At 61.8% G+C, this 17149-nt stretch carries 20 protein-coding genes and 1 riboswitch; of the genes, 9 read left to right on the top strand and 11 right to left on the bottom strand.

From position 1 onward, the window contains the following. Positions 1-13 precede the first annotated feature (13 nt). Entirely contained in the window at positions 14-574 is a 561-nt protein-coding gene (locus tag MAA8898_RS21840; RefSeq protein WP_094023153.1) for a L,D-transpeptidase, read from the bottom strand. 155 nt (positions 575-729) lie between these two features. Here MAA8898_RS21840 and MAA8898_RS21845 point away from each other — a divergent pair, with 155 nt between their 5' ends. The 3 genes from MAA8898_RS21845 (at position 730) to MAA8898_RS21855 (ending at position 4159) form a co-directional block, all read left to right on the top strand. Further along, on the top strand, positions 730-1035 hold the full coding sequence (locus MAA8898_RS21845; protein ID WP_094023154.1) for a DUF2933 domain-containing protein: 306 nt from the start codon (positions 730-732) through the stop codon (positions 1033-1035). 245 nt (positions 1036-1280) lie between these two features. Continuing rightward, entirely contained in the window at positions 1281-2042 is a 762-nt protein-coding gene (locus tag MAA8898_RS21850; protein WP_094023155.1) for a DsbA family protein, read from the top strand. Further along, positions 2036-4159: a protein-disulfide reductase DsbD family protein gene (locus MAA8898_RS21855; RefSeq protein WP_245853554.1), complete on the top strand. Its 2124-nt coding sequence runs from the start codon at positions 2036-2038 to the stop codon at positions 4157-4159. The genes MAA8898_RS21850 and MAA8898_RS21855 overlap by 7 nt, the downstream gene beginning before the upstream one ends. Before the next feature lie 27 nt (positions 4160-4186). Here the strand turns inward: MAA8898_RS21855 and ccmI are convergent, their stop codons facing one another. The 7 genes from ccmI to MAA8898_RS21890 all read right to left on the bottom strand — a co-directional run bounded on the left by ccmI (position 4187) and on the right by MAA8898_RS21890 (position 10872). Further along, positions 4187-5338, bottom strand: coding sequence for a c-type cytochrome biogenesis protein CcmI (gene ccmI / locus MAA8898_RS21860; RefSeq protein WP_094023157.1), 1152 nt, complete (start codon positions 5336-5338; stop codon positions 4187-4189). Continuing rightward, complete coding sequence (locus tag MAA8898_RS21865) at positions 5335-5808, bottom strand: cytochrome c-type biogenesis protein (RefSeq protein ID WP_094023158.1); 474 nt, start codon at positions 5806-5808, stop codon at positions 5335-5337. Before MAA8898_RS21865 ends, ccmI begins: the two co-directional genes overlap by 4 nt. Next, positions 5805-6371 (bottom strand): DsbE family thiol:disulfide interchange protein, encoded by a 567-nt coding sequence (locus MAA8898_RS21870; RefSeq protein ID WP_094023159.1) that lies wholly within the window; start codon positions 6369-6371, stop codon positions 5805-5807. The genes MAA8898_RS21865 and MAA8898_RS21870 overlap by 4 nt, the downstream gene beginning before the upstream one ends. An 8-nt stretch (positions 6372-6379) precedes the next feature. After that, positions 6380-8380 carry a heme lyase CcmF/NrfE family subunit gene (locus MAA8898_RS21875; RefSeq protein WP_094023160.1) on the bottom strand — a complete coding sequence of 667 codons (2001 nt, stop codon included), beginning with the start codon at positions 8378-8380 and terminating at the stop codon, positions 6380-6382. A 62-nt stretch (positions 8381-8442) separates the two neighbouring features. Next, on the bottom strand, positions 8443-8697 hold the full coding sequence (locus tag MAA8898_RS21880) for an SHOCT domain-containing protein (protein ID WP_245853556.1): 255 nt from the start codon (positions 8695-8697) through the stop codon (positions 8443-8445). Further along, a complete protein-coding gene (locus tag MAA8898_RS21885) occupies positions 8684-10150 on the bottom strand; it encodes an ATP-binding protein (RefSeq protein ID WP_094023162.1) in 1467 nt (488 codons plus the stop codon). The genes MAA8898_RS21880 and MAA8898_RS21885 overlap by 14 nt, the downstream gene beginning before the upstream one ends. Further along, complete coding sequence (locus MAA8898_RS21890; protein WP_094023163.1) at positions 10150-10872, bottom strand: response regulator; 723 nt, start codon at positions 10870-10872, stop codon at positions 10150-10152. Before MAA8898_RS21890 ends, MAA8898_RS21885 begins: the two co-directional genes overlap by 1 nt. Before the next feature lie 172 nt (positions 10873-11044). Here MAA8898_RS21890 and MAA8898_RS26910 point away from each other — a divergent pair, with 172 nt between their 5' ends. The 3 genes from MAA8898_RS26910 to MAA8898_RS21905 all read left to right on the top strand — a co-directional run bounded on the left by MAA8898_RS26910 (position 11045) and on the right by MAA8898_RS21905 (position 12578). Next, positions 11045-11623, top strand: coding sequence for an EF-hand domain-containing protein (locus tag MAA8898_RS26910; protein WP_245853561.1), 579 nt, complete (start codon positions 11045-11047; stop codon positions 11621-11623). Between the two features lie 75 nt (positions 11624-11698). Further along, positions 11699-12085, top strand: coding sequence for a DUF302 domain-containing protein (locus MAA8898_RS21900; RefSeq protein ID WP_094023164.1), 387 nt, complete (start codon positions 11699-11701; stop codon positions 12083-12085). A gap of 16 nt (positions 12086-12101) precedes the next feature. Beyond that, the gene (locus MAA8898_RS21905; RefSeq protein ID WP_094023165.1) at positions 12102-12578 is read left to right on the top strand and encodes a rhodanese-like domain-containing protein; all 477 of its coding nucleotides are present in this window, start codon (positions 12102-12104) and stop codon (positions 12576-12578) included. A 146-nt stretch (positions 12579-12724) separates the two neighbouring features. Here MAA8898_RS21905 and MAA8898_RS21910 read toward each other — a convergent pair whose 3' ends face one another. Next, positions 12725-14089 carry a sialidase family protein gene (locus MAA8898_RS21910; protein ID WP_245853563.1) on the bottom strand — a complete coding sequence of 455 codons (1365 nt, stop codon included), beginning with the start codon at positions 14087-14089 and terminating at the stop codon, positions 12725-12727. A gap of 309 nt (positions 14090-14398) precedes the next feature. On the opposite strand from MAA8898_RS21910, the gene MAA8898_RS21915 reads away from it, so the two are divergent. Both MAA8898_RS21915 and MAA8898_RS21920 read left to right on the top strand, forming a co-directional pair. After that, complete coding sequence (locus tag MAA8898_RS21915) at positions 14399-15058, top strand: TVP38/TMEM64 family protein (protein ID WP_094023167.1); 660 nt, start codon at positions 14399-14401, stop codon at positions 15056-15058. A 54-nt stretch (positions 15059-15112) separates the two neighbouring features. Beyond that, positions 15113-15454, top strand: coding sequence for a thioredoxin domain-containing protein (locus MAA8898_RS21920; RefSeq protein ID WP_094023168.1), 342 nt, complete (start codon positions 15113-15115; stop codon positions 15452-15454). A 17-nt stretch (positions 15455-15471) separates the two neighbouring features. On the opposite strand, the gene MAA8898_RS21925 is transcribed toward MAA8898_RS21920, so the two are convergent. Both MAA8898_RS21925 and MAA8898_RS21930 read right to left on the bottom strand, forming a co-directional pair. Further along, a complete protein-coding gene (locus MAA8898_RS21925) occupies positions 15472-16167 on the bottom strand; it encodes a CbtA family protein (protein ID WP_176445274.1) in 696 nt (231 codons plus the stop codon). Between the two features lie 24 nt (positions 16168-16191). After that, positions 16192-16404: a CbtB domain-containing protein gene (locus tag MAA8898_RS21930; RefSeq protein ID WP_094023170.1), complete on the bottom strand. Its 213-nt coding sequence runs from the start codon at positions 16402-16404 to the stop codon at positions 16192-16194. Between the two features lie 25 nt (positions 16405-16429). Further along, a riboswitch (cobalamin riboswitch) is annotated at positions 16430-16553 on the bottom strand. A 198-nt stretch (positions 16554-16751) separates the two neighbouring features. Here MAA8898_RS21930 and MAA8898_RS21935 point away from each other — a divergent pair. Then, the gene (locus MAA8898_RS21935) at positions 16752-17138 is read left to right on the top strand and encodes a histidine phosphatase family protein (protein WP_245853571.1); all 387 of its coding nucleotides are present in this window, start codon (positions 16752-16754) and stop codon (positions 17136-17138) included. The last annotated feature ends 11 nt before the right edge of the window (positions 17139-17149 follow it).

The following is a 17149-nucleotide window of genomic DNA, read 5'->3' on the forward strand; positions in this document are numbered from 1 at the left end:
TTTTGCCTGCGTCTCAGATCAGTTTCACCTGCGTCCCGACAGGTGCCCGCTCGTAAACTTCCTCGATCTGTTCGTTATACAGACCGATGCATCCGTTCGATGACCGGCGCCCGATCTTGCGTGTGTCCTGGGTGCCGTGAATCCGGTAATACTGCCAGGAAAGATAAAGTGCCCGAGTTCCAAGCGGGTTCATGGGGTCTCCCCCCGGAACGAATTCGGGCCACTCGGGATTGCGCTCCCGCATAGATGGAGTCGGCGCCCAACTGGGGTTCTCCCGTTTTTCGACCACCTCTGTGTAGCCGCGTTTCGTGAGATCATCGGTCATCGGAACCGAGGTTGGATAGATCCGCATCTCCCCGTCGGTCGTCCAATGCTGGAGCGCCTTTGTCGTCGTGTCGGAGATGATGATCCCCTTTCCCAGCGTCTCGAAGTGGTCACGCCAGTCGTGAACCCTGAACGAAGAGATATTCCGCCGAATGATTTCGGCGCTGACAATACTTGGTGATGCAAGCGCAATGGCGGTCACGCTAAGCAATTGCCGTCGATTGAACTTCGTATCGCGCAGTGCGGACATTTGCCTCTCCACGTCTTTGTTGGACGAAGCGATTTGTACGCGACAACGCACGACAGGCAACCTGACAAGCCCGCGAGAAATGTATCGGTTTGTATCCTTGACTTTACAGCGCGGGAGGGCCGGAACTGCTGGGGAAATATTCACGCGAGGGAAACATGACAAGGCAAACCCAGACAAACAAGCCCTTTCAGGACCGGCTGATGCACTATGGCATGATGGCATGTTGTGCCCTGATGCTCTTGCCCATCGCTGGCTATTTCGTGGCCGGCGGAACCCTGTCCGGACTATGGGGTAACGCTGCGGCATTCGCCCCATTGCTGCTATGCGTCGGTGCGCATCTGGTGATGCACAAGGCCGTGGGCAAGTCGTGCCACAGCCGGAGAACGGCCACCGAAACGGCGGAAGACTCCACTGTGGAAACCGCCGCCAAACAGAATGTTCTAGGTAGGAAGACCGGTTGAGTTGCCGAGAGTTCCGAGTTCAATCGCTGGCTTTGCTGCGATACTCGCGCTTGGCGGGTGCTCGACATCGCTGGCTGATTGCTTTGGAGACAATCCCACCCTGTCAACCAAGCAAATGATGGATATGCTTCCGCAGGATTGCCGTATTGTCGGCACATCTAAATCCGGTGTCCAGATGCTTGAATGCCGCGGTGGCAGGCAGGGTTTCGTGTTTTCCAATAACGTGATCGAATAGAAGGCAACCCATGAACAGGCGTTACCTCCTTTATGCATTCGGGGCAGTGGCAATCGGCAGTAGCCTGCCATTGATCAGTTGGCTGAGGCACCGGTTCACGCCGGTGCCCGAGTTCGAAATGCTCGCGGATCCCAAGGGATTCCGCAGGATCGCTGGCGGCGAATTCTCACTTGCAGGAAATGTCTTTACGGGGATCGGCGACAATCGGAAGGCATCTCTTGAGCTTCCACTGGATGCCGTCAGGAAAAACATATGTGGCTCGCTGTTTGGCCAGTCGAACGGGAACACCAATGTCGTGCCAATCGCATCGTTCTCGGATTTCTACTGCCCATTCTGCAGGGTTCAGACAAAACGCCTCGGAGAGCTGGAAAGGGAGCTTGACAGCAAGGTGCGGCTTACGTGGCACGAACTCCCGCTTCTTGGGGACGCGTCGCTGCTCGCCGCCAGGGCCGCGCTGGCAGCCGACAGGCAGAATGCCTATGTTCAATTTCAGGAACGACTTCTTTCCAGCCCATTTCGCGCCAATGACGCCTATCTAGCCGCCTTGTCCGAGGCGATTGGCGTCAATCACGAGCAGCTCGTGTCGGACATGAACAGCCCTGAAGTAGCTGAGCAGATCAGGGTAAGCGCCGCGTTGGCCAAGATCTTTGGCTTTGTCGGCACGCCGGCATTGGTCGTAGGCCGAACCGTCATCCAAGGCGAGGTGAGCGACGCAGTCCTTCGGAAACTCGTGGAACTGGAGCGGAGTGAAAACTGGACCGACGCATGCTAGGTCTTCGCCAAATAATCCCTGTCCTGCTGCTGGCCGTCTTCTGCGCTCCCCAGGGCCAGGGCGCGATGGCCGCTTCTTCGGAGGAATATCAGAGTACTCCGCTCACGGCCCGTCTCGTCACCGCTCAGGACGGCATACCGGGCGATACCCGGAGCCTGTCGGCAGGGCTACATCTGAAACTGAACGAGAAGTGGAAGACCTATTGGCGCTCTCCGGGCGAGGTCGGAATTCCACCCTCCGTCGACTGGAGCGGCTCGGAGAACGTCGAGGATATCGAGTTTCTCTGGCCAGCTCCGACGCGTTTCACGGCATTCGGCATCGAGAATTTCGGCTACACGGGCAACGTTGTGTTCCCACTGCGGATCACCCTGAAGAACAGCGGGGCCCCCGCGACGCTTCGGGCGCAGGTCAAGTTGCTGGTCTGTTCGGACATCTGTGTTCCCGAAGAGTTTTCGCTTGGCCTGACACTTGAGAACGGCACGGGCATAGACCAGGGCGCGGCAGAGCTCATCAGCACCTACGCCGAACGGGTTCCGGCCGATGCGGATACCGAAGGCGTTCGGGTCGCAGAGGCTTTCATCGACGACGACCTCAAGGAATTGCAGGTCAGCATACGTGTCGACGCACCGCTTCAATCCCCGGACGTCTTTCCCGAACTCGGTGCCGGGTTTGCAATGGGCAAGCCGGATATCCGCCTGGGCGAGCAGAACCGGTTGCTTTGGGCGCGCCTGCCGATCCTTGCCGCGGATCCCGGCTCTCTCGAGCCGCCGAGGATCACGGTCACGGATGGCCCAGACCGGTCCTTTACAGTCCTCGCGGATCGCGCGACACAAGACCTGCCGCCGCCCTATCGGCGTGCCGCAACGAATCCCGACACCTTGGATATGGTTTGGATCGCAGCCATCGCGCTGCTCGGTGGGCTCGTTCTGAACGTGATGCCCTGCGTCCTGCCGGTGCTGTCGATCAAGCTGTCATCGCTGGTTCGCCACTCGGACATCCCGAGATCCCGTGTCCGAACCGGTTTCCTGGCGTCCGCAGCCGGGGCGATGGGCTTCATGTGGGGGCTGGCATTGGTGCTGTGGGGCCTTCAAAGGTTGGGGATGAGCGTGGGTTGGGGGCTGCAATTCCAGAACCCGCTGTTCATCTCGATCATGATCATGGTGTTGCTTATCTTCTCGGCGAACCTCTTTGGCGCCTTCGAGTTCTCCTTGCCGTCGGGCCTGCAGACCCGACTGGCCGGCGCAGGTGGGCGTGAGGGATACTCGGCGGATTTCTTTACGGGGATGTTCGGCGCGGTCATGGCCACGCCGTGCTCGGCACCGTTTCTCGGAACGGCCGTGGCTTTCGCCCTGGCCGGGAGGGGCGTGGATATCCTGGTCGTGTTCACGGCGCTCGGCCTTGGACTGTCGGCGCCCTACCTTGCTGTTGCTGCGTTTCCCGGCATCATCGCCTTCATGCCCAGACCGGGTCGCTGGATGATGGCCATAAAGCTGGGAATGGGACTACTGCTGTTGGTGACGGCGCTGTGGCTGTTCCGGGTTCTGGCTGGCGTCGCGGGTGAGCGTGCCGTCTGGGCCGTTGCCGTCTTCGCCAGCGTAGGCATCCTTGCCGTGTCCATCCCGGGTCTGCGCCTGCAATTGAAGTGGCCCCTGACGGCGGCCAGCTTCGTTCTTGCCGTGGTCGTCGGACCCTACCTGCAGCAACCTGCAGCCCCGCAAGAGGGCACGAAGGAAGCTCTGTCGTGGGTTCCATTCGACAGGGGCGAGATCGCCAGACGGGTTTCGGCCGGAGAAGTCGTCTTTGTCGATGTGACGGCGGACTGGTGCCTGACCTGCAAGGCAAACAAGGCATTAGTCATCGAACGCGATCCCGTCCGCACGGCGCTAGAGGCAGAAAGCGTCACCGCGATGCAGGCCGACTGGACCAGACCAGACGCGCGCATAGCACGTTATCTTGAAAGCTACGGACGCTACGGCATTCCGTTCAACGCCGTCTACGGCCCGGCCGCCCCCAACGGCATCGTCCTGTCCGAGTTGCTAACCTCCGCGGACGTCATGGATGCCCTGACCCGGGCCGGGACTGCCGCACTGGCGCAACAGGGTGCCGGACAGGACTGATAGCCTGCCCGGTCCCTCGCAGGTCATTCACCCGCCGAGTTGTTCCAGAGCCTCACGAACCACGGCCCTGCGCGGATCGTCGGACGGCATTTCCTCGAGAAGCGCCTGCGCCTTCCGGTATGCCTCGATCGCGAGGTTGCGTTCCTGAAGAACGCTGTACGCGTTCGCAAGTCTCATCCAGCCGTCCAAGTCCTCCGGATCGTCTTCGAGGCGGGCGGCAAGACGCGAGACCATCGAGCGGATGAAATCTGCGCGATCCTCGTCGGTCATGTCCGCCGCCGCCGCAACATCCGCCGCAGACGGTCCGGGTTGCCGTCCCCGGGCCATTGGCGTCTGAAACGCGGGCAGCCCTTCCTCTGCGGCGATCCGGTTGATCTGCTGCGCATAGACCTCCATCCAGGGAGCAAAGGTCTCTTCTTCGTCCAGGCGCGACAGGAGCAGTTCGTATGCCTTGCGCGGTTGTTCCCTTTGCAGGAAATAGAGCGACTGGAAATACGTCGCCGCAGGATTGCGCGGGTCGAGTTCGAGCGCGCGGTCGATCTCGCGCAACGCCTTCGGTATCACGACGCCATCATTGGCGATCACCACCGCCTCGGCAAGCATCGAGAACGTCGCGGATGTCGCGTCGGGACGCTTGGCTACGGTTTCGAAGGCCGCGATCGCTTCGTCGAGGCGGCCCATCCGTTGATAGGTCTGCCCCAACAGCATCCAGCCTTCGCTTGGACCGCCATCCGGGTCCGTTATCAAACGCTCGCGCAGACGGGCGGCAAGCTCTGTCACCTCGGCGTTCTGGGCGCGCTCCTCCGTCCGCTCGGCAAAAGCGAGTGACGGAATATCGGGCGAACCCATGGCCGTGTAATAGACAACGGCGAAAAGAGGCGCGAAAATCGCAGCGATAAGGATGCCCTTTCGTCCGCCGGCCGCCCCGTTTGCGGGCGCGCTTTCCGACTGGCGAAGCGTCGACAGGATGCGCTTCTTGATTTCCAGCTGCGCGGCCTGAGCTTCCGCTTCGGAAATCAGTCCTCTGTCGAGGTCGCGTTGCACCTCCTGCATTTGATCGGCAAGGATTTTCGGCACGGTATCACTTCGTGTCAGCATCCCCGAGCCCGCCATCCGCACCGGGTAGAGAACGATGGCAAAGGCGACCAGTGAAAGGATGGCGAAAGTAGCCCAGATCATGGAGCGTCTCCTGCGTCACTGTTCCTGAGAAATTCGGAAACCGTTTTCTCGTCATCCTCGTTCAGCGCCGAAACCACTTCGGGCTTTCGATTGCGGGACAGGACAACGAAACCGGTCAACAGCCCGATCAGGATGAAGCCGACCGGCGCGAACCAGAGCGCGTAGGTCGATAGTTCCAGTGGCGGTTTCAGCAACACGTAATCGCCATAACGCGCGCGGATGTATTCGATGACCTCGGCATCGCTGTCTCCGGCAAGCAGGCGTTCCCGGACAAGCAGGCGCAAATCGCGAGCAACGCCCGCATTCGAACTGTCGATGTCCTGGTTCTGGCAGACAACGCACCTGAGCTCCTTCGAAATCTCGCGAGCGCGCGCCTCGAGCGCCGCATCCTCGAGCATCTCGTCCGGTTCAACCGCTCCGGCCGTGAATGGGAACAGGGCGATGGCAAGAGCCAACAATAGCCTTTTCATGATCCGGTTCCGGTCCTGATTGCGCCTGCCTGGTTCAGGGCCCGCATGAAACGGGCCTCGGCCTCCGGTCCCACGACCGGCCCGACATACCTGAAAAGGACGACCCCGTTGCCATCGACGATGAAGGTTTCAGGCACGCCGGACAGCCCCCATTCGATGCCGGTGCGGCCCGTCAGGTCCGAGCCGATCCGTTCGTAGGGATTGCCGAGGTCGCTTAACCATTTCGCGGCATCCTCGGCCTTGTTCTTGTAGTTGATGCCGAACAGCCGGATGCCGTCCCGTTCGACCAGCCGTGTCAGAACCGCATGTTCCGCCCGGCAGGGGACACACCACGAGGCAAACACGTTCACGACGACGGCCCGGTCGTTCGAAACGAGGTCACTCCGGGACAGGCCCGGTCTGTCGACCCCTTCGACCGGACCGAGGTCGAATTCTGGCACGGGTTGAGAGATCAGAACCGAGGGGATCTCGCTGGGATCCCGATCCGGATTGAGCCCCCAGAGGAAGAAACCACCGAAAATGACAGCCGCCAGCAGCGGCAATACTGCGATCACGCGTCTCATGCTTGCTCCTATTCGGCTGGCACGGCATCGCTTGCCGCGGTCTTGGTGCGGCGCGGGGCACCGACGCGCAGGCGGCGATCCGACAAGGACAACACCCCGCCGAGGACCAAGAGGGAAGTGCCGATCCAGATCAGGTTGACCAGCGGTTCGTATAGAATGCGCAAGGTCCAGGCCCCGGCATTGTTGACCTGGTCGGAGGCAGGCTCGGCGATCGACGTGTAAAGATCCCCGGCCAGAGTGGAGCGGATGGCGGATTCCGTCGTCGTTGATCGCGCGACGGGATAGGTTCGGCGTTCAGGGAATAGCGTGGTGACAAGCTCCCCGTCGCGGCGAACCACCAACGTTCCACGGTCTGCAAGGTAGTTCGGGCCCCGAACCCGCTCGACTCCCTGAAAGGTGATATCGAATCCGGCGATCGAAACCTCTGTGCCGGGTGCCGCAAATACGATTTCCTCGCTTTTCCAAGCGCTGGAGCCGATCATCCCCAGCATCAGGACCGCGACGCCCGCATGCCCAAGGGTCATCCCGTGGGATGCCCGAGGCAGGTTGCCCGCGCGTGTGACCGCGTCCCGAAACGGAACCTCGAACAAGCGGATCCGCAGCGCCCATTCCCGCAACGTGGCCAGGAGAAGCCAGAGCGCGGCGAGGATCGCAAGATAGGCCATGAAGGGGCCGCCGTTAAGGAGATACCAGGAGGCGAGAGTGGCCAGCAAGGACAGGACCGCGACAAAGCGAACGCGGTCCAGCAGCCCGGCAATGTCCGCGCGTTTCCAGGACAGAAGCGGACCCAGCCCCATGAACCCCACGAGCAGCAGCATCATCGGAATGAAGGCTGCGTTGAAGAACGGCGGCCCGACAGAGATCTTTTCACCGGTCACTGCCTCGAGGATCAGCGGGTAAAGCGTGCCGAAGAGGACGGACCCCGTGGCAGCCGCGAGAATGATGTTGTTGACCAGCAGGCCAGCCTCTCGACTGACCGGGCGGAACAAGCCGCCGCCCTCCATCCCGGGCGCGCGCCAGGCGTAGAGCGCCAGCGAACCGCCGATGGAAACGGCAAGCAGACCGAGGATGTACAAACCGCGTTCCGGATCGACGGCAAAGGCGTGGACCGATGTCAACAGCCCGGACCGGACGATGAAGGTTCCGAGGAGCGAAAGCGAAAAGGTCAGGATAGCCAGTAGGATCGTCCAGCTTTTGAACGCATCGCGCTTTTCCGTGACGATGGCGGAGTGCAGCAACGCCGTCCCCAGCAGCCACGGCATGAAACTGACGTTCTCGACCGGGTCCCAGAACCACCAGCCGCCCCAGCCCAGCTCGTAGTAGGCCCACCAGGACCCAAGCGCGATCCCGGCGGTCAGGCTCACCCAGGCGGCCAGTGTCCAGGGTCGGACCCAGCGCGCCCACGCCGGATCGACGCGGCCCTCGATCAACGCGGCCACAGCGAAGGAGAAAACGATGGAGAAGCCGACATAGCCGAAATAGAGCAGCGGCGGATGCATCGCCAAACCCACGTCCTGCAACAAAGGGTTGAGATCGTTGCCGTCCAGAGGCGGCGGGAAGACCCGCTCGAAAGGATTCGAGGTCAGCAGGAGAAACGACAGGAACCCGACGCTGATCCAGGCCTGGACGGACAGCGTGCGCGCCTTGGTCTCGGCCGGGATGTTCGATCCCAGTCCGGCGACACCGGCGCCGAATACCGTCAGGATCAAAACCCAGAGCAGCAAGGAGCCCTCATGGCTGCCCCAAGTCCCGGCAACCTTGTACAGCATCGGTTTTAGGGAATGCGAGTTCTCGACGACGTTCCTGACGGTGAAGTCGCTAACGATGAAGGCGTGCATCAGGGCCGAAAATGCGACCGCCACGAACAGTACCTGGCCGATCGCTGTGGCCTGAGCGGATTTCATCAGGACGGCGTTCCTGCGCGATGCTCCAAGGATTGGCAGCACACTTTGCAGCAATGCCAGGGCAAGCGCCAACGCGAGCGCGAAGTGACCGATTTCCGGGTACATTGTCTTCCTCTCTTCTGTGCCGCCTACTTCCGCGGCGCATGGGCGAATGGGTCAAAACCCGCTCACTCCTCCAGAGTCGCTTTCAGACGCCTGTACTCTTCTTCGTCGATCTCGCCCTTTGCGAAGCGCAGCTGCAGGGCGTCCAGGGCTTTCGTCTCGCGAGGTTGTGTGGGCGCATCGCGCAGTCTGAGGACGACAAACACGATCAGAGCGATGACCGCGCCCCAGAAGATCACCATTGTCAATCCGCCCATGAAACCGAACCCTCCTCCCCACATGTGGCCTACCCAGGAACCTTCGGCATCAGCGCGCGCCATGCTCGCCTGCAAGACGGCCGGACCCGTCAATGCGTATTTCAGATGTCTCATCGTGTTCTCCTTTAAAGCTAGCCGCGCCGCCGACGGGCAGTGTAATGACCGCACGAAGACCGCCGCCGGCGCGGTTCATCAGGCAGATGTCGCCGCCATGGGACCGGATGATTGTCCGCGCGATCGAAAGTCCGAGTCCGTAGCCCCCCGTCTCCAGCGATCTCGATTCCTCGAGGCGGTAGAACGGGTCGAAGACTTTCTCCAACTGCTCCTCCGGGATGCCCGGTCCGGTATCGTCGATGTTCAGCGCCAGTTCCGATCCCTTGACGGTCCAGCCGACACGCACGTCTCCACCGTATCGATCGGCGTTTTCGACCAGATTGCGGAGCGCCCGCCGGAAAGCATTCGGCCTGACGCTGAGGTAGAGATCGGGTCCATCGACCAGCGCAAAGCCGACAGCCATGTCCGCGCGCAAATTCTCAAGAAATGTGCGCAGGTCTACCGGTTCCGTTTCCTCCGTTCCGGTCAGGCCCTGGGCGAAGGTCAGCGTCGCTTCCACCATGCCCTGCATTTCCTCGACGGAGGCAATCAGGCTTTCGCGGGTATCGTCCTCATCGACAAGTTCGGCGCGGACACGCATTGCCGTGAGAGGAGACCGGAGATCGTGACCGAGAGCGGCCAGCATGCGTGTCCGATCGTTGACGAAGCGCGTCAGCCGCGCCTGCATCCTGTTGAAGGCGACAGTGAGGTCTTGAACCTCTCGCGAACCTGCCGCCGGCAACTCGGAGACGTCTTCGCCGCGGCCCAGTCTATCCGCAGTGATGGACAAGAGGCGCAGTGGCCGCGTCAGGCGGGTCAGTACGAACCAACAGACCGCCACGAGGAGCAGGCCGGTTGAGATTACGAAGGTAACGAATGAGTAGAACGGCCATTGAAGCGGTGGTCGCTCGAAGCGGGTTCCGACGTTGAGCCATTCCCCACCCCGGATCGCGATCGACAGGTTCATTTCGACCGCGTTCAGCTCCCCCCGCATCATGACCATGTGCATCTCTGCCATTTCGTCGGACAGGTTGGGCAAAGGTCTCAGTTCGCCTTCTACCTCATGCAGTTCCACACGAATGTCGCGGCTGTAACTGTCGTTCATGAGTGCGCGGATCCGGCCTTCGACGATTCCGCCATCCGAATGGCCCGTATGCTCAACGGCTGGCACCTCGGACAGATAGAAACGGATCAAGGGAGAATTCGCTGCTCTCAGGATCGACTCCTTCAGGTCGGTCGGGGCCTCCTCGATGAGCAGCGCAACATTGGCAGCGCGACCGGCCGCCTCAAAGCCGATCGCCGCCCTGATGGCCAGGCTGCGCTCATCGGCGAACAGGAAGAAACTCACCACTTGCGCCAGGACTAGGGTCGCGATGACAACCAGGGTCAATTGTCCGGAGAGAGAGTTCACAAAGCGGGACATCACGGGGCTTCCACGACGTCGGCGGCCAGGCAGTATCCACCATTTCGGACGGTCTTGATGATGCTCGGGCGCAAGACGTCCGGTTCGATCTTGCGGCGCAGGCGGCTGATTTGGTTATCTATCGTTCGATCCATCGGACCCGCGCTCCGCCCCGCGGTCAGGTCCAGCAGTTGCTCACGGCTGAGCACCATACGCCGCCTTTCAAGCAGCACGGTCAGGAGTTTGAACTCAGACGTGGTCAAGGGCGCCTCGGCGCCGCTGTCTTCGATCAGGACCTGGCGATCCGTGTCTAGAATAAGATGCGCAAACCGAACACGCTTGCCGCCCAACCCGCCTGCCACTGGGTCTTCGCGGGAACTCCGCCTTAAAACGGACTTGATCCTTGCAAGCAGTTCGCGCGGGTTGAACGGTTTTGCCAGGTAGTCATCCGCACCGATTTCAAGGCCAACGATCCGGTCGGTGTCCGCACCAAGCGCGGTCAACATGATGATCGGAAGCCTTCCGGTGGGTGCCAGCCGGCGGCATACCGAAAGACCGTCTTCGCCCGGCATCATCACGTCGAGGACGAGCAGATCGTACTGTCCGGTCACAAGTTTCGCGTCCATCTCGACAGCATCCTTGGCGACGGTTGCGCGCATCCCGTTCTTTTCCAGGAAGCGCGCAACACTCTCACGGATCTGCGCGTGGTCGTCCACAATAAGAATGTGCGGCGGTGGTCCCATGAAGTTCTTCTTAGATTAGGTAGCCAATCGGTTTCATGGGGTGTTTTGTAGCGGTTTGTATCAAGGCCGTCTCTTGCGACAGACGGATACAAATCCCTGGCTGCGGCGGCTTCAATTCCGGTGTCTGAATACAAAGCTGAGAGTTGTAGGCTAGCAAGCAAAGGAGGCTGCCATGAAACACCTGAGGAAACCCGCTATCGTACTGTCGGTTGCGCTGTTGGGTGCCGCGCCGGCGATCGCCGACAATGACCATCATGGTGACGCGAAAGGCCCGGCCGCGAAGGGTGCCATGGGGCCCAGCACGTTCTCGAAAGACGATATGCCGATGGCCGGGGCTGATGCCCCGATGATGCAGAACATGATGCGCATGATGATGATGATGCATAGCGGCGGCATGAACCCGGGCGCGGGCAATCCCGTCGGCATGGGCATGATGGATCAGGACATGATGCGCATGATGATGGGGAACTCGATGATGGGCGGCATGGACGGAGGCATGGAGCCCGGCCAGATGATGCAATCCCGCCTGAAGGAATACGACGCGGATGGTGACGGTGCACTGGGCATCGACGAGTTCGCATCCTGGCACGCCGCGATGATGCGTGAGCAGATGGTCGATCGCTTCCAGCACCTGGATGCAGATGGCGACGGCAAGATCTCGCCCCAGGAGATGGACAGCTTTGCAGGCCGTCTCAAGCCTGGCACGGGCGATATGGGCCAGCGGGGTCCCATGATGTCGGATCAGAACTGATCACGGGCAGGAATGCATGATACGTTCGTCCGGTCGGACGTGACCGGACGACGCCATAGAATGGGAAAACAACGAATGAAATATACCCACGACCGACTGCTGGAGAATGTCTCGATCGACGACGCGGACATGCGGATCCGGGCTGCGCTTTCGGACGCAGGTTTCGGCGTGTTGACCGAAATCGACGTCCAAGAGACGATGAAGAAGAAGATCGATGCCGACATGGACGGATATCGTATCCTGGGCGCGTGCAATCCAAAGATGGCATGGGAGGCGATCGGCCTTGAACCGCGCATCGGCGCCATGCTCCCTTGCAACGTGATCCTGCGGAGCGTCGCAGGGGGAACCGAAGTCAGCGCGATCGACCCTGTTGCATCCATGGCGGCCGTGGACAACATCGAACTGCACAAGGTCGCGGGGCATGTCCGCGACATGCTTGTGACAGCCGTGGATTCCGCCTGATACCGGAGGTCCGGACATGTCAGAAAAGATGCACCGGCGAAGCTTCCTGATCGGCACTCACACCGCCGTTTTCGCCATCCTTGCAAGCCCGCTGCCCGCCCAGCAGGGCATGGCTCTTTCAGCGGGTGAGGCCTTTGACGGTCTGCTTGCCGATACATTGAGCGTCATCGACGTCAGATCGCGCGAGGAATGGCAGGAAACCGGTGTCGGGTCCGGGGTCTGGCCCATCAGCATGCACGAGGATCGATTTGCGGAACGGCTTTTTGCGGCAAAAGCCCTGAGCGGTCAACGGCGGATCGGATTGATCTGCGCGACCGGGGGGCGCTCCGCGTCCCTGCTCGGCGCCTTGATCCGTGCCGGATATTCTTCGGGCTACGCCGACATCGCCGAGGGAATGCTGGGCTCGGGGAGCGGACCGGGCTGGATCGCGTCCGGCCTGCCGACCGTGCCACTGGACGTCGCCCTGAAAAATATGCCCGCCGAGTTGGCTTGATGCCCCATCCCGCATGCGGGATGCGTGGTCCCCGTCGCATGAGCCTCAGATTTCGTTCGGTCATCTTCCATACCGAACTGCAACCGACGTCTGTTGAAAGAGACAACCAGACTCGCAGGGTAGATCGTGCCCCGGACCAAACGAGACTATTGGTTCGAGGGCAAGACCCCGCGGCGCAGCTTGATCGTGTCGCCGCCGTCGATCGGTTGTGTCCAGGCCACGAAAACGTCGTTCCCCGAACGGGCCATCTTCGGAAAGTTGACCGATGCTCCGTCAGCGTTGACAGCAAGAACCTGCGACGCAACGCACCCGAGGCCCGCGCGGGCGCGGCACAGCACCAGAGACTCACCATCGGCTGACCACTCGACCCAGGACACGATTGCCGATCCGTCATCCAGCATCTCGACATCGACGCGACCGACAGGACTGCCGAGATCGATCCTGTCCGGTTCCCCGAAGGTGCGCCCTCCGTCCTCGGAAAAGGCGACCTTGACGGCCGGGACATCATTGGCCCCCGTGAACCAGGTTGTGACCACCCTGTCTTGAAGGGCGGATACTGCGGGACCGTTCACCGGGCATCCGGACAGCTCCCATCCGTCATCGTGTACCATGACGGGCGTTTGCCATCCCTGCTTCGTCAATCGCGCGACGGCGATATCCCGGATTTCGCCCTCTGTCCGATCGCGATAGGCAGCGATTATCGTGCCGTCCCCAGATGCGGCGAGGCTCGTCTGGCAACAGGAACAGGTCTGCGGATCAACAGCCACGTCGCGGTCCGGCACACCGTCGCGTGTCAGCGACGTTGCCCGCAACTGCATGGCGCCCGGCGCCGACGGCGTCGCGCCGGCCTTGGCCGCGTAGGCCCGCCCGTCGAGCCAGATGACAGCCAGATCATTCGGCTGCGTGGGCAGCATCGAAACGAACCCGTGCTGGGAAAAGGACCGATCGTCGTGCGGGACGATGGGATCGCTCCACGAGGCGCCCCCGTCATGGGACACGGCGATCTCGATCCGGTAGTCGTAACTCGACAGACCAATCTCCCGAAGCCAATGAACGGCAACAGTGCCATCCTTGAGAACGGCAATTCCGGGGAAGTCGGCCCAGTTCACGAAGAGGTCGGTACCCTCCTGAACAAGACGCGGGTCGGACCAGCCCTGCAATGTCCGGACTGCCATCATGACCCTGGTCCGGTCCCCTGCTTGCTCCATCCAACTCATGTAGAGCGCGCCGTCAAACGTCGTCAGAAATGGCTCATGGGCACCCGGCTGCCAAGGCAGGGGCAGGTCCTCCATTTGTTCAAAAAGCGCTGAATCCACTTGGGCGGCGACTGGATCGGCCAACAACACCGCAACCACAGCTGACAGCATGACACTCGGCCAGATCCGGGTCTGCCCAAAGCGCCACTTGCGCGGGTGTCCGCATTCTCGTCTGTCAGCACTGCGCTCCATGACGCCCAGCGTAGCCCGGTTTTCGCAGATGACCCGAACTTCTTTTGTCGCAAGATGCTTCAAGGCAGACCGCCCCTGGGCCTTCCCGTTGCCGGGATTTCCACATCGATTCTCAGCGGGATGCACCGCCTCGGGCCACGAAGCGCACAACCACCTGCCCGAAAGCCCTTGTCGCTGGCCCGCGGACCCGGGCGAGGGCATCTCTGGCCTCGCACGGCCCTGCCGCCTTGCTGCGCGCATCACGCAATCCGGGAGCCTTTCCATCAAAAGATACGCCGCCATTCGCTCAGTCCCCGCTGGCCCATCTCGCACCGCTTCGTCTAGGCTTTTACCGTAGTAGAATTTTCTAAACCTGCTTCACGGAATGTGGAAATGATGCGCCTTATCGTTCTCGGTCTCTTCGTGTTCCTGATTGGCGCGTGGGTGTGGCGCGACGCTTTGGGCTTCGACATCGATCTGCCGGAACGCGAGGACCTTCAGCGTTGGATCGATGCCGCAGGACTTCTCGGCCCCGTCCTGGTGGTGGCCCTCATGACAATTGCGATCGTGGCAAGTCCGCTGCCCTCCGCACCGGTCGCGCTCGCCGCAGGGGCCGCCTATGGGCACACCTTCGGGACCATTCTGGTTGTCATTGGAGCAGAATTCGGGGCACTGGCGGCCTTCCTGCTGGCCCGCGGACTGGGCCGCCCTTTTGTCGAGAGGCATCTGGGGCGGAAACTGGGTGAAGGCTTTCTCGGATCGCAGAACACCCTGACTCTGCTGGTCTTCGGCAGCCGCCTACTGCCGTTCCTGTCCTTCGACATGATCAGCTATGCCGCGGGCCTCAGCCAACTGCATCTCTGGCGCTTTGCGGTCGCCACTCTGGCCGGCATCATTCCAGCGAGCTTTCTCCTCGCGCATTTCGGGAGCGAGGCAATGAACGGAGACGCGCGCACGGCAACCTGGACGGCCGCAGCGCTTGGCGGTTTCACGGCCTTGTCTCTCGCCTTCGCCATCTGGCGCGACCGTCGCAACCGGCAAGAGAAGGGCTGACAAGGCTTCTCGATCGCATTCCGGATCTTTGCCCCGTCTAGGAAAGCTCTGGCCATGTCCGCATGGTCGGTGGGGGTTAGGATTGCCTTCCGTTTGGCAGCGGAACAGGCCGTCGGCCACAACGCGCAGGCCTGGCAGTTGGTTGACCGCAGTACGAACAAGGCGCATGTCCTCGACCCCGTCCGCACGGCCCTGTCCCGAGAGGGCATCGTTCCCATGCAGGCCGACTGGACCCGCCCGGACGGCTCCATTTCCCGCAACCTCGGGAGCTTTGGCTGCTTCGGGATCCCGATCAACACGCCCCCGGACCCCGGTGCGCCCGAAGACTTCGCCCCTTCGAAAATCCTGACGAGCGCCTCTGTACTTAAGGCTCTCAAACGGGCGCCACCGCGATGACGCCCGTTCATCGGCCCTCACGCAGACTTGCTGCACCGTTCGACCAGCCAGCCAAAAAGGATTGCCGTACTGGTCCAGAGCGTCGCCTGCACCGCGAGCGTCGATGCTCGGAATTGCCAGAGAAGATCGCGCGGAAAGGCCGGGTCGACCTCGTGGAACGACGGCAGCAGGAACGCCGCCACAGCCATCACGCCTGCATAGATCGCCCCCCCGACCAGCGTCTTGCGGCGCCGGGAAGAGATGTTTCGCACGGACGAAACGGCCAACCCGAGCGCCGCCAGGGAGAGGCCAAGAAAGGCGAAATAGGCCAGCGTGCGTGCCCCGATGGTCTCGGGGTTACCCACAGCGGGTGGGTTTCCGGGGAATTTCAGCATGGGCACGACGATGACAGCCACGAATCCCAGCGCCGCCAGCCAGCCCACCGTGGCACGCCGCGACCCGTGCGAGAATCGCCCCTGCGCCACGGCAAAGCTGATGGCCAGGATGCCGCCCAAGGCGGCCCCGACGGCCGCAAGACCGACGAACAGCCCCGGCCCGGCCTGCATGCGGCGCGACATGCCGTCCGTGTCGGTTGGCCCGGACGTTCCGGCTGCGTGGGCGTTGCTTTCGGCGGATTCCAAAGCGATCGCTGCATCCAGCATGGGTTCACCGACGACCAGCGCGACACCGAATGTCACGATCGACGCCAACAGCCCGGCCAGCAGGCCGAGCACAAGGAGACGTGTCATGGCTTTGCCTTAGTGGCAGGGAAAGCCAAGCAAGTGGCGTGCATCGTGAACGAATTCATGCACATCGGTCCCGGCAAACACGGCCCATGCACCCTGCTCGGCACCTACGAAATAGACCACCAGAGCAGCCAGCAGCGTGGCCAGGATCGCCCAAGGGGCAATGGCCTGTAGCGGGATGGCGGGGACATCGCTCGAAACGGAAGGACGGGTTGCGACAGTCATTGGGAACTCCTTGTGATGACGCGTCATGAGTTTTCTTCCGAGGATTCGTGTCTGACTTTCGCTTTCGCGATCACAGTGGCGCGACCGTGCCGGACTTTCACCGGCTTCCGTGTTCCCCTCTTTTTGAGCGATAAGGTAGATTGCGCCCGCATGCCAAGGGTTTTTCACCGCGACAGTACGAAAGTTACACGATGCGACTGATCCTTGTTGCTGCGCCCATGTCGACCCACCACCCCTTTCGGCTTGCAGCGGACCTGAGTCCTGCGCAGGTGCAGCGGGCGCGTGCCCTTGTCGACCGGCTTGGCGGCAGCGCATGCCTAACAGCGCCGGGGACCAGTTCAGTGGCAATGGCGCTTGGGTTGCAGCCAAATGACTGCGAGGCACTCGGCACGCAGGATTTCGGAGCCTGGACCGACATGACCCTCGACGAGATCGCCGACCAGGATCCCGAGGCGCTGTCGCGCTGGACCCGCGATCCCGAAATGCGGCCCGCCCGGGGAACGTCGCTGATCGACCTCTGCACAGTCGTGCGGCCTTGGCTGGATCAGGTGGCGAACTGCCCGGCAAACCGCGTGGTGGCCCTGGCTACCCCGCCCGTACTGCGCGCGGTACTTGTCTGCGCGCTGGACCTGCCGCCTGTTGCCGGGTTGCGCCTGGATATCCAGCCCCTCGCCCCGATCCACCTCGCGCATGACGGGCATCGATGGACGTGGCGACCCGGTAGTCCTGAATGATCACGGGTTTT

The organism is Antarctobacter aquimaris (assembly GCF_900184945.1).
Lineage (GTDB): Bacteria > Pseudomonadota > Alphaproteobacteria > Rhodobacterales > Rhodobacteraceae > Maliponia > Maliponia aquimaris.

Bases quoted from the DNA above. Each gene is read 5' to 3' on its own strand.
- MAA8898_RS21840 (WP_094023153.1), bottom strand. From the start codon at position 574: ATGTCCGCACTGCGCGATACGAAGTTCAATCGACGGCAATTGCTTAGC.
- MAA8898_RS21845 (WP_094023154.1), top strand. From the start codon at position 730: ATGACAAGGCAAACCCAGACAAACAAGCCCTTTCAGGACCGGCTGATG.
- MAA8898_RS21850 (WP_094023155.1), top strand. From the start codon at position 1,281: ATGAACAGGCGTTACCTCCTTTATGCATTCGGGGCAGTGGCAATCGGC.
- MAA8898_RS21855 (WP_245853554.1), top strand. From the start codon at position 2,036: ATGCTAGGTCTTCGCCAAATAATCCCTGTCCTGCTGCTGGCCGTCTTC.
- ccmI (WP_094023157.1), bottom strand. From the start codon at position 5,338: ATGATCTGGGCTACTTTCGCCATCCTTTCACTGGTCGCCTTTGCCATC.
- MAA8898_RS21865 (WP_094023158.1), bottom strand. From the start codon at position 5,808: ATGAAAAGGCTATTGTTGGCTCTTGCCATCGCCCTGTTCCCATTCACG.
- MAA8898_RS21870 (WP_094023159.1), bottom strand. From the start codon at position 6,371: ATGAGACGCGTGATCGCAGTATTGCCGCTGCTGGCGGCTGTCATTTTC.
- MAA8898_RS21875 (WP_094023160.1), bottom strand. From the start codon at position 8,380: ATGTACCCGGAAATCGGTCACTTCGCGCTCGCGTTGGCGCTTGCCCTG.
- MAA8898_RS21880 (WP_245853556.1), bottom strand. From the start codon at position 8,697: ATGGCGCGCGCTGATGCCGAAGGTTCCTGGGTAGGCCACATGTGGGGA.
- MAA8898_RS21885 (WP_094023162.1), bottom strand. From the start codon at position 10,150: ATGTCCCGCTTTGTGAACTCTCTCTCCGGACAATTGACCCTGGTTGTC.
- MAA8898_RS21890 (WP_094023163.1), bottom strand. From the start codon at position 10,872: ATGGGACCACCGCCGCACATTCTTATTGTGGACGACCACGCGCAGATC.
- MAA8898_RS26910 (WP_245853561.1), top strand. From the start codon at position 11,045: ATGAAACACCTGAGGAAACCCGCTATCGTACTGTCGGTTGCGCTGTTG.
- MAA8898_RS21900 (WP_094023164.1), top strand. From the start codon at position 11,699: ATGAAATATACCCACGACCGACTGCTGGAGAATGTCTCGATCGACGAC.
- MAA8898_RS21905 (WP_094023165.1), top strand. From the start codon at position 12,102: ATGTCAGAAAAGATGCACCGGCGAAGCTTCCTGATCGGCACTCACACC.
- MAA8898_RS21915 (WP_094023167.1), top strand. From the start codon at position 14,399: ATGATGCGCCTTATCGTTCTCGGTCTCTTCGTGTTCCTGATTGGCGCG.
- MAA8898_RS21920 (WP_094023168.1), top strand. From the start codon at position 15,113: ATGTCCGCATGGTCGGTGGGGGTTAGGATTGCCTTCCGTTTGGCAGCG.
- MAA8898_RS21930 (WP_094023170.1), bottom strand. From the start codon at position 16,404: ATGACTGTCGCAACCCGTCCTTCCGTTTCGAGCGATGTCCCCGCCATC.
- MAA8898_RS21935 (WP_245853571.1), top strand. From the start codon at position 16,752: ATGGCGCTTGGGTTGCAGCCAAATGACTGCGAGGCACTCGGCACGCAG.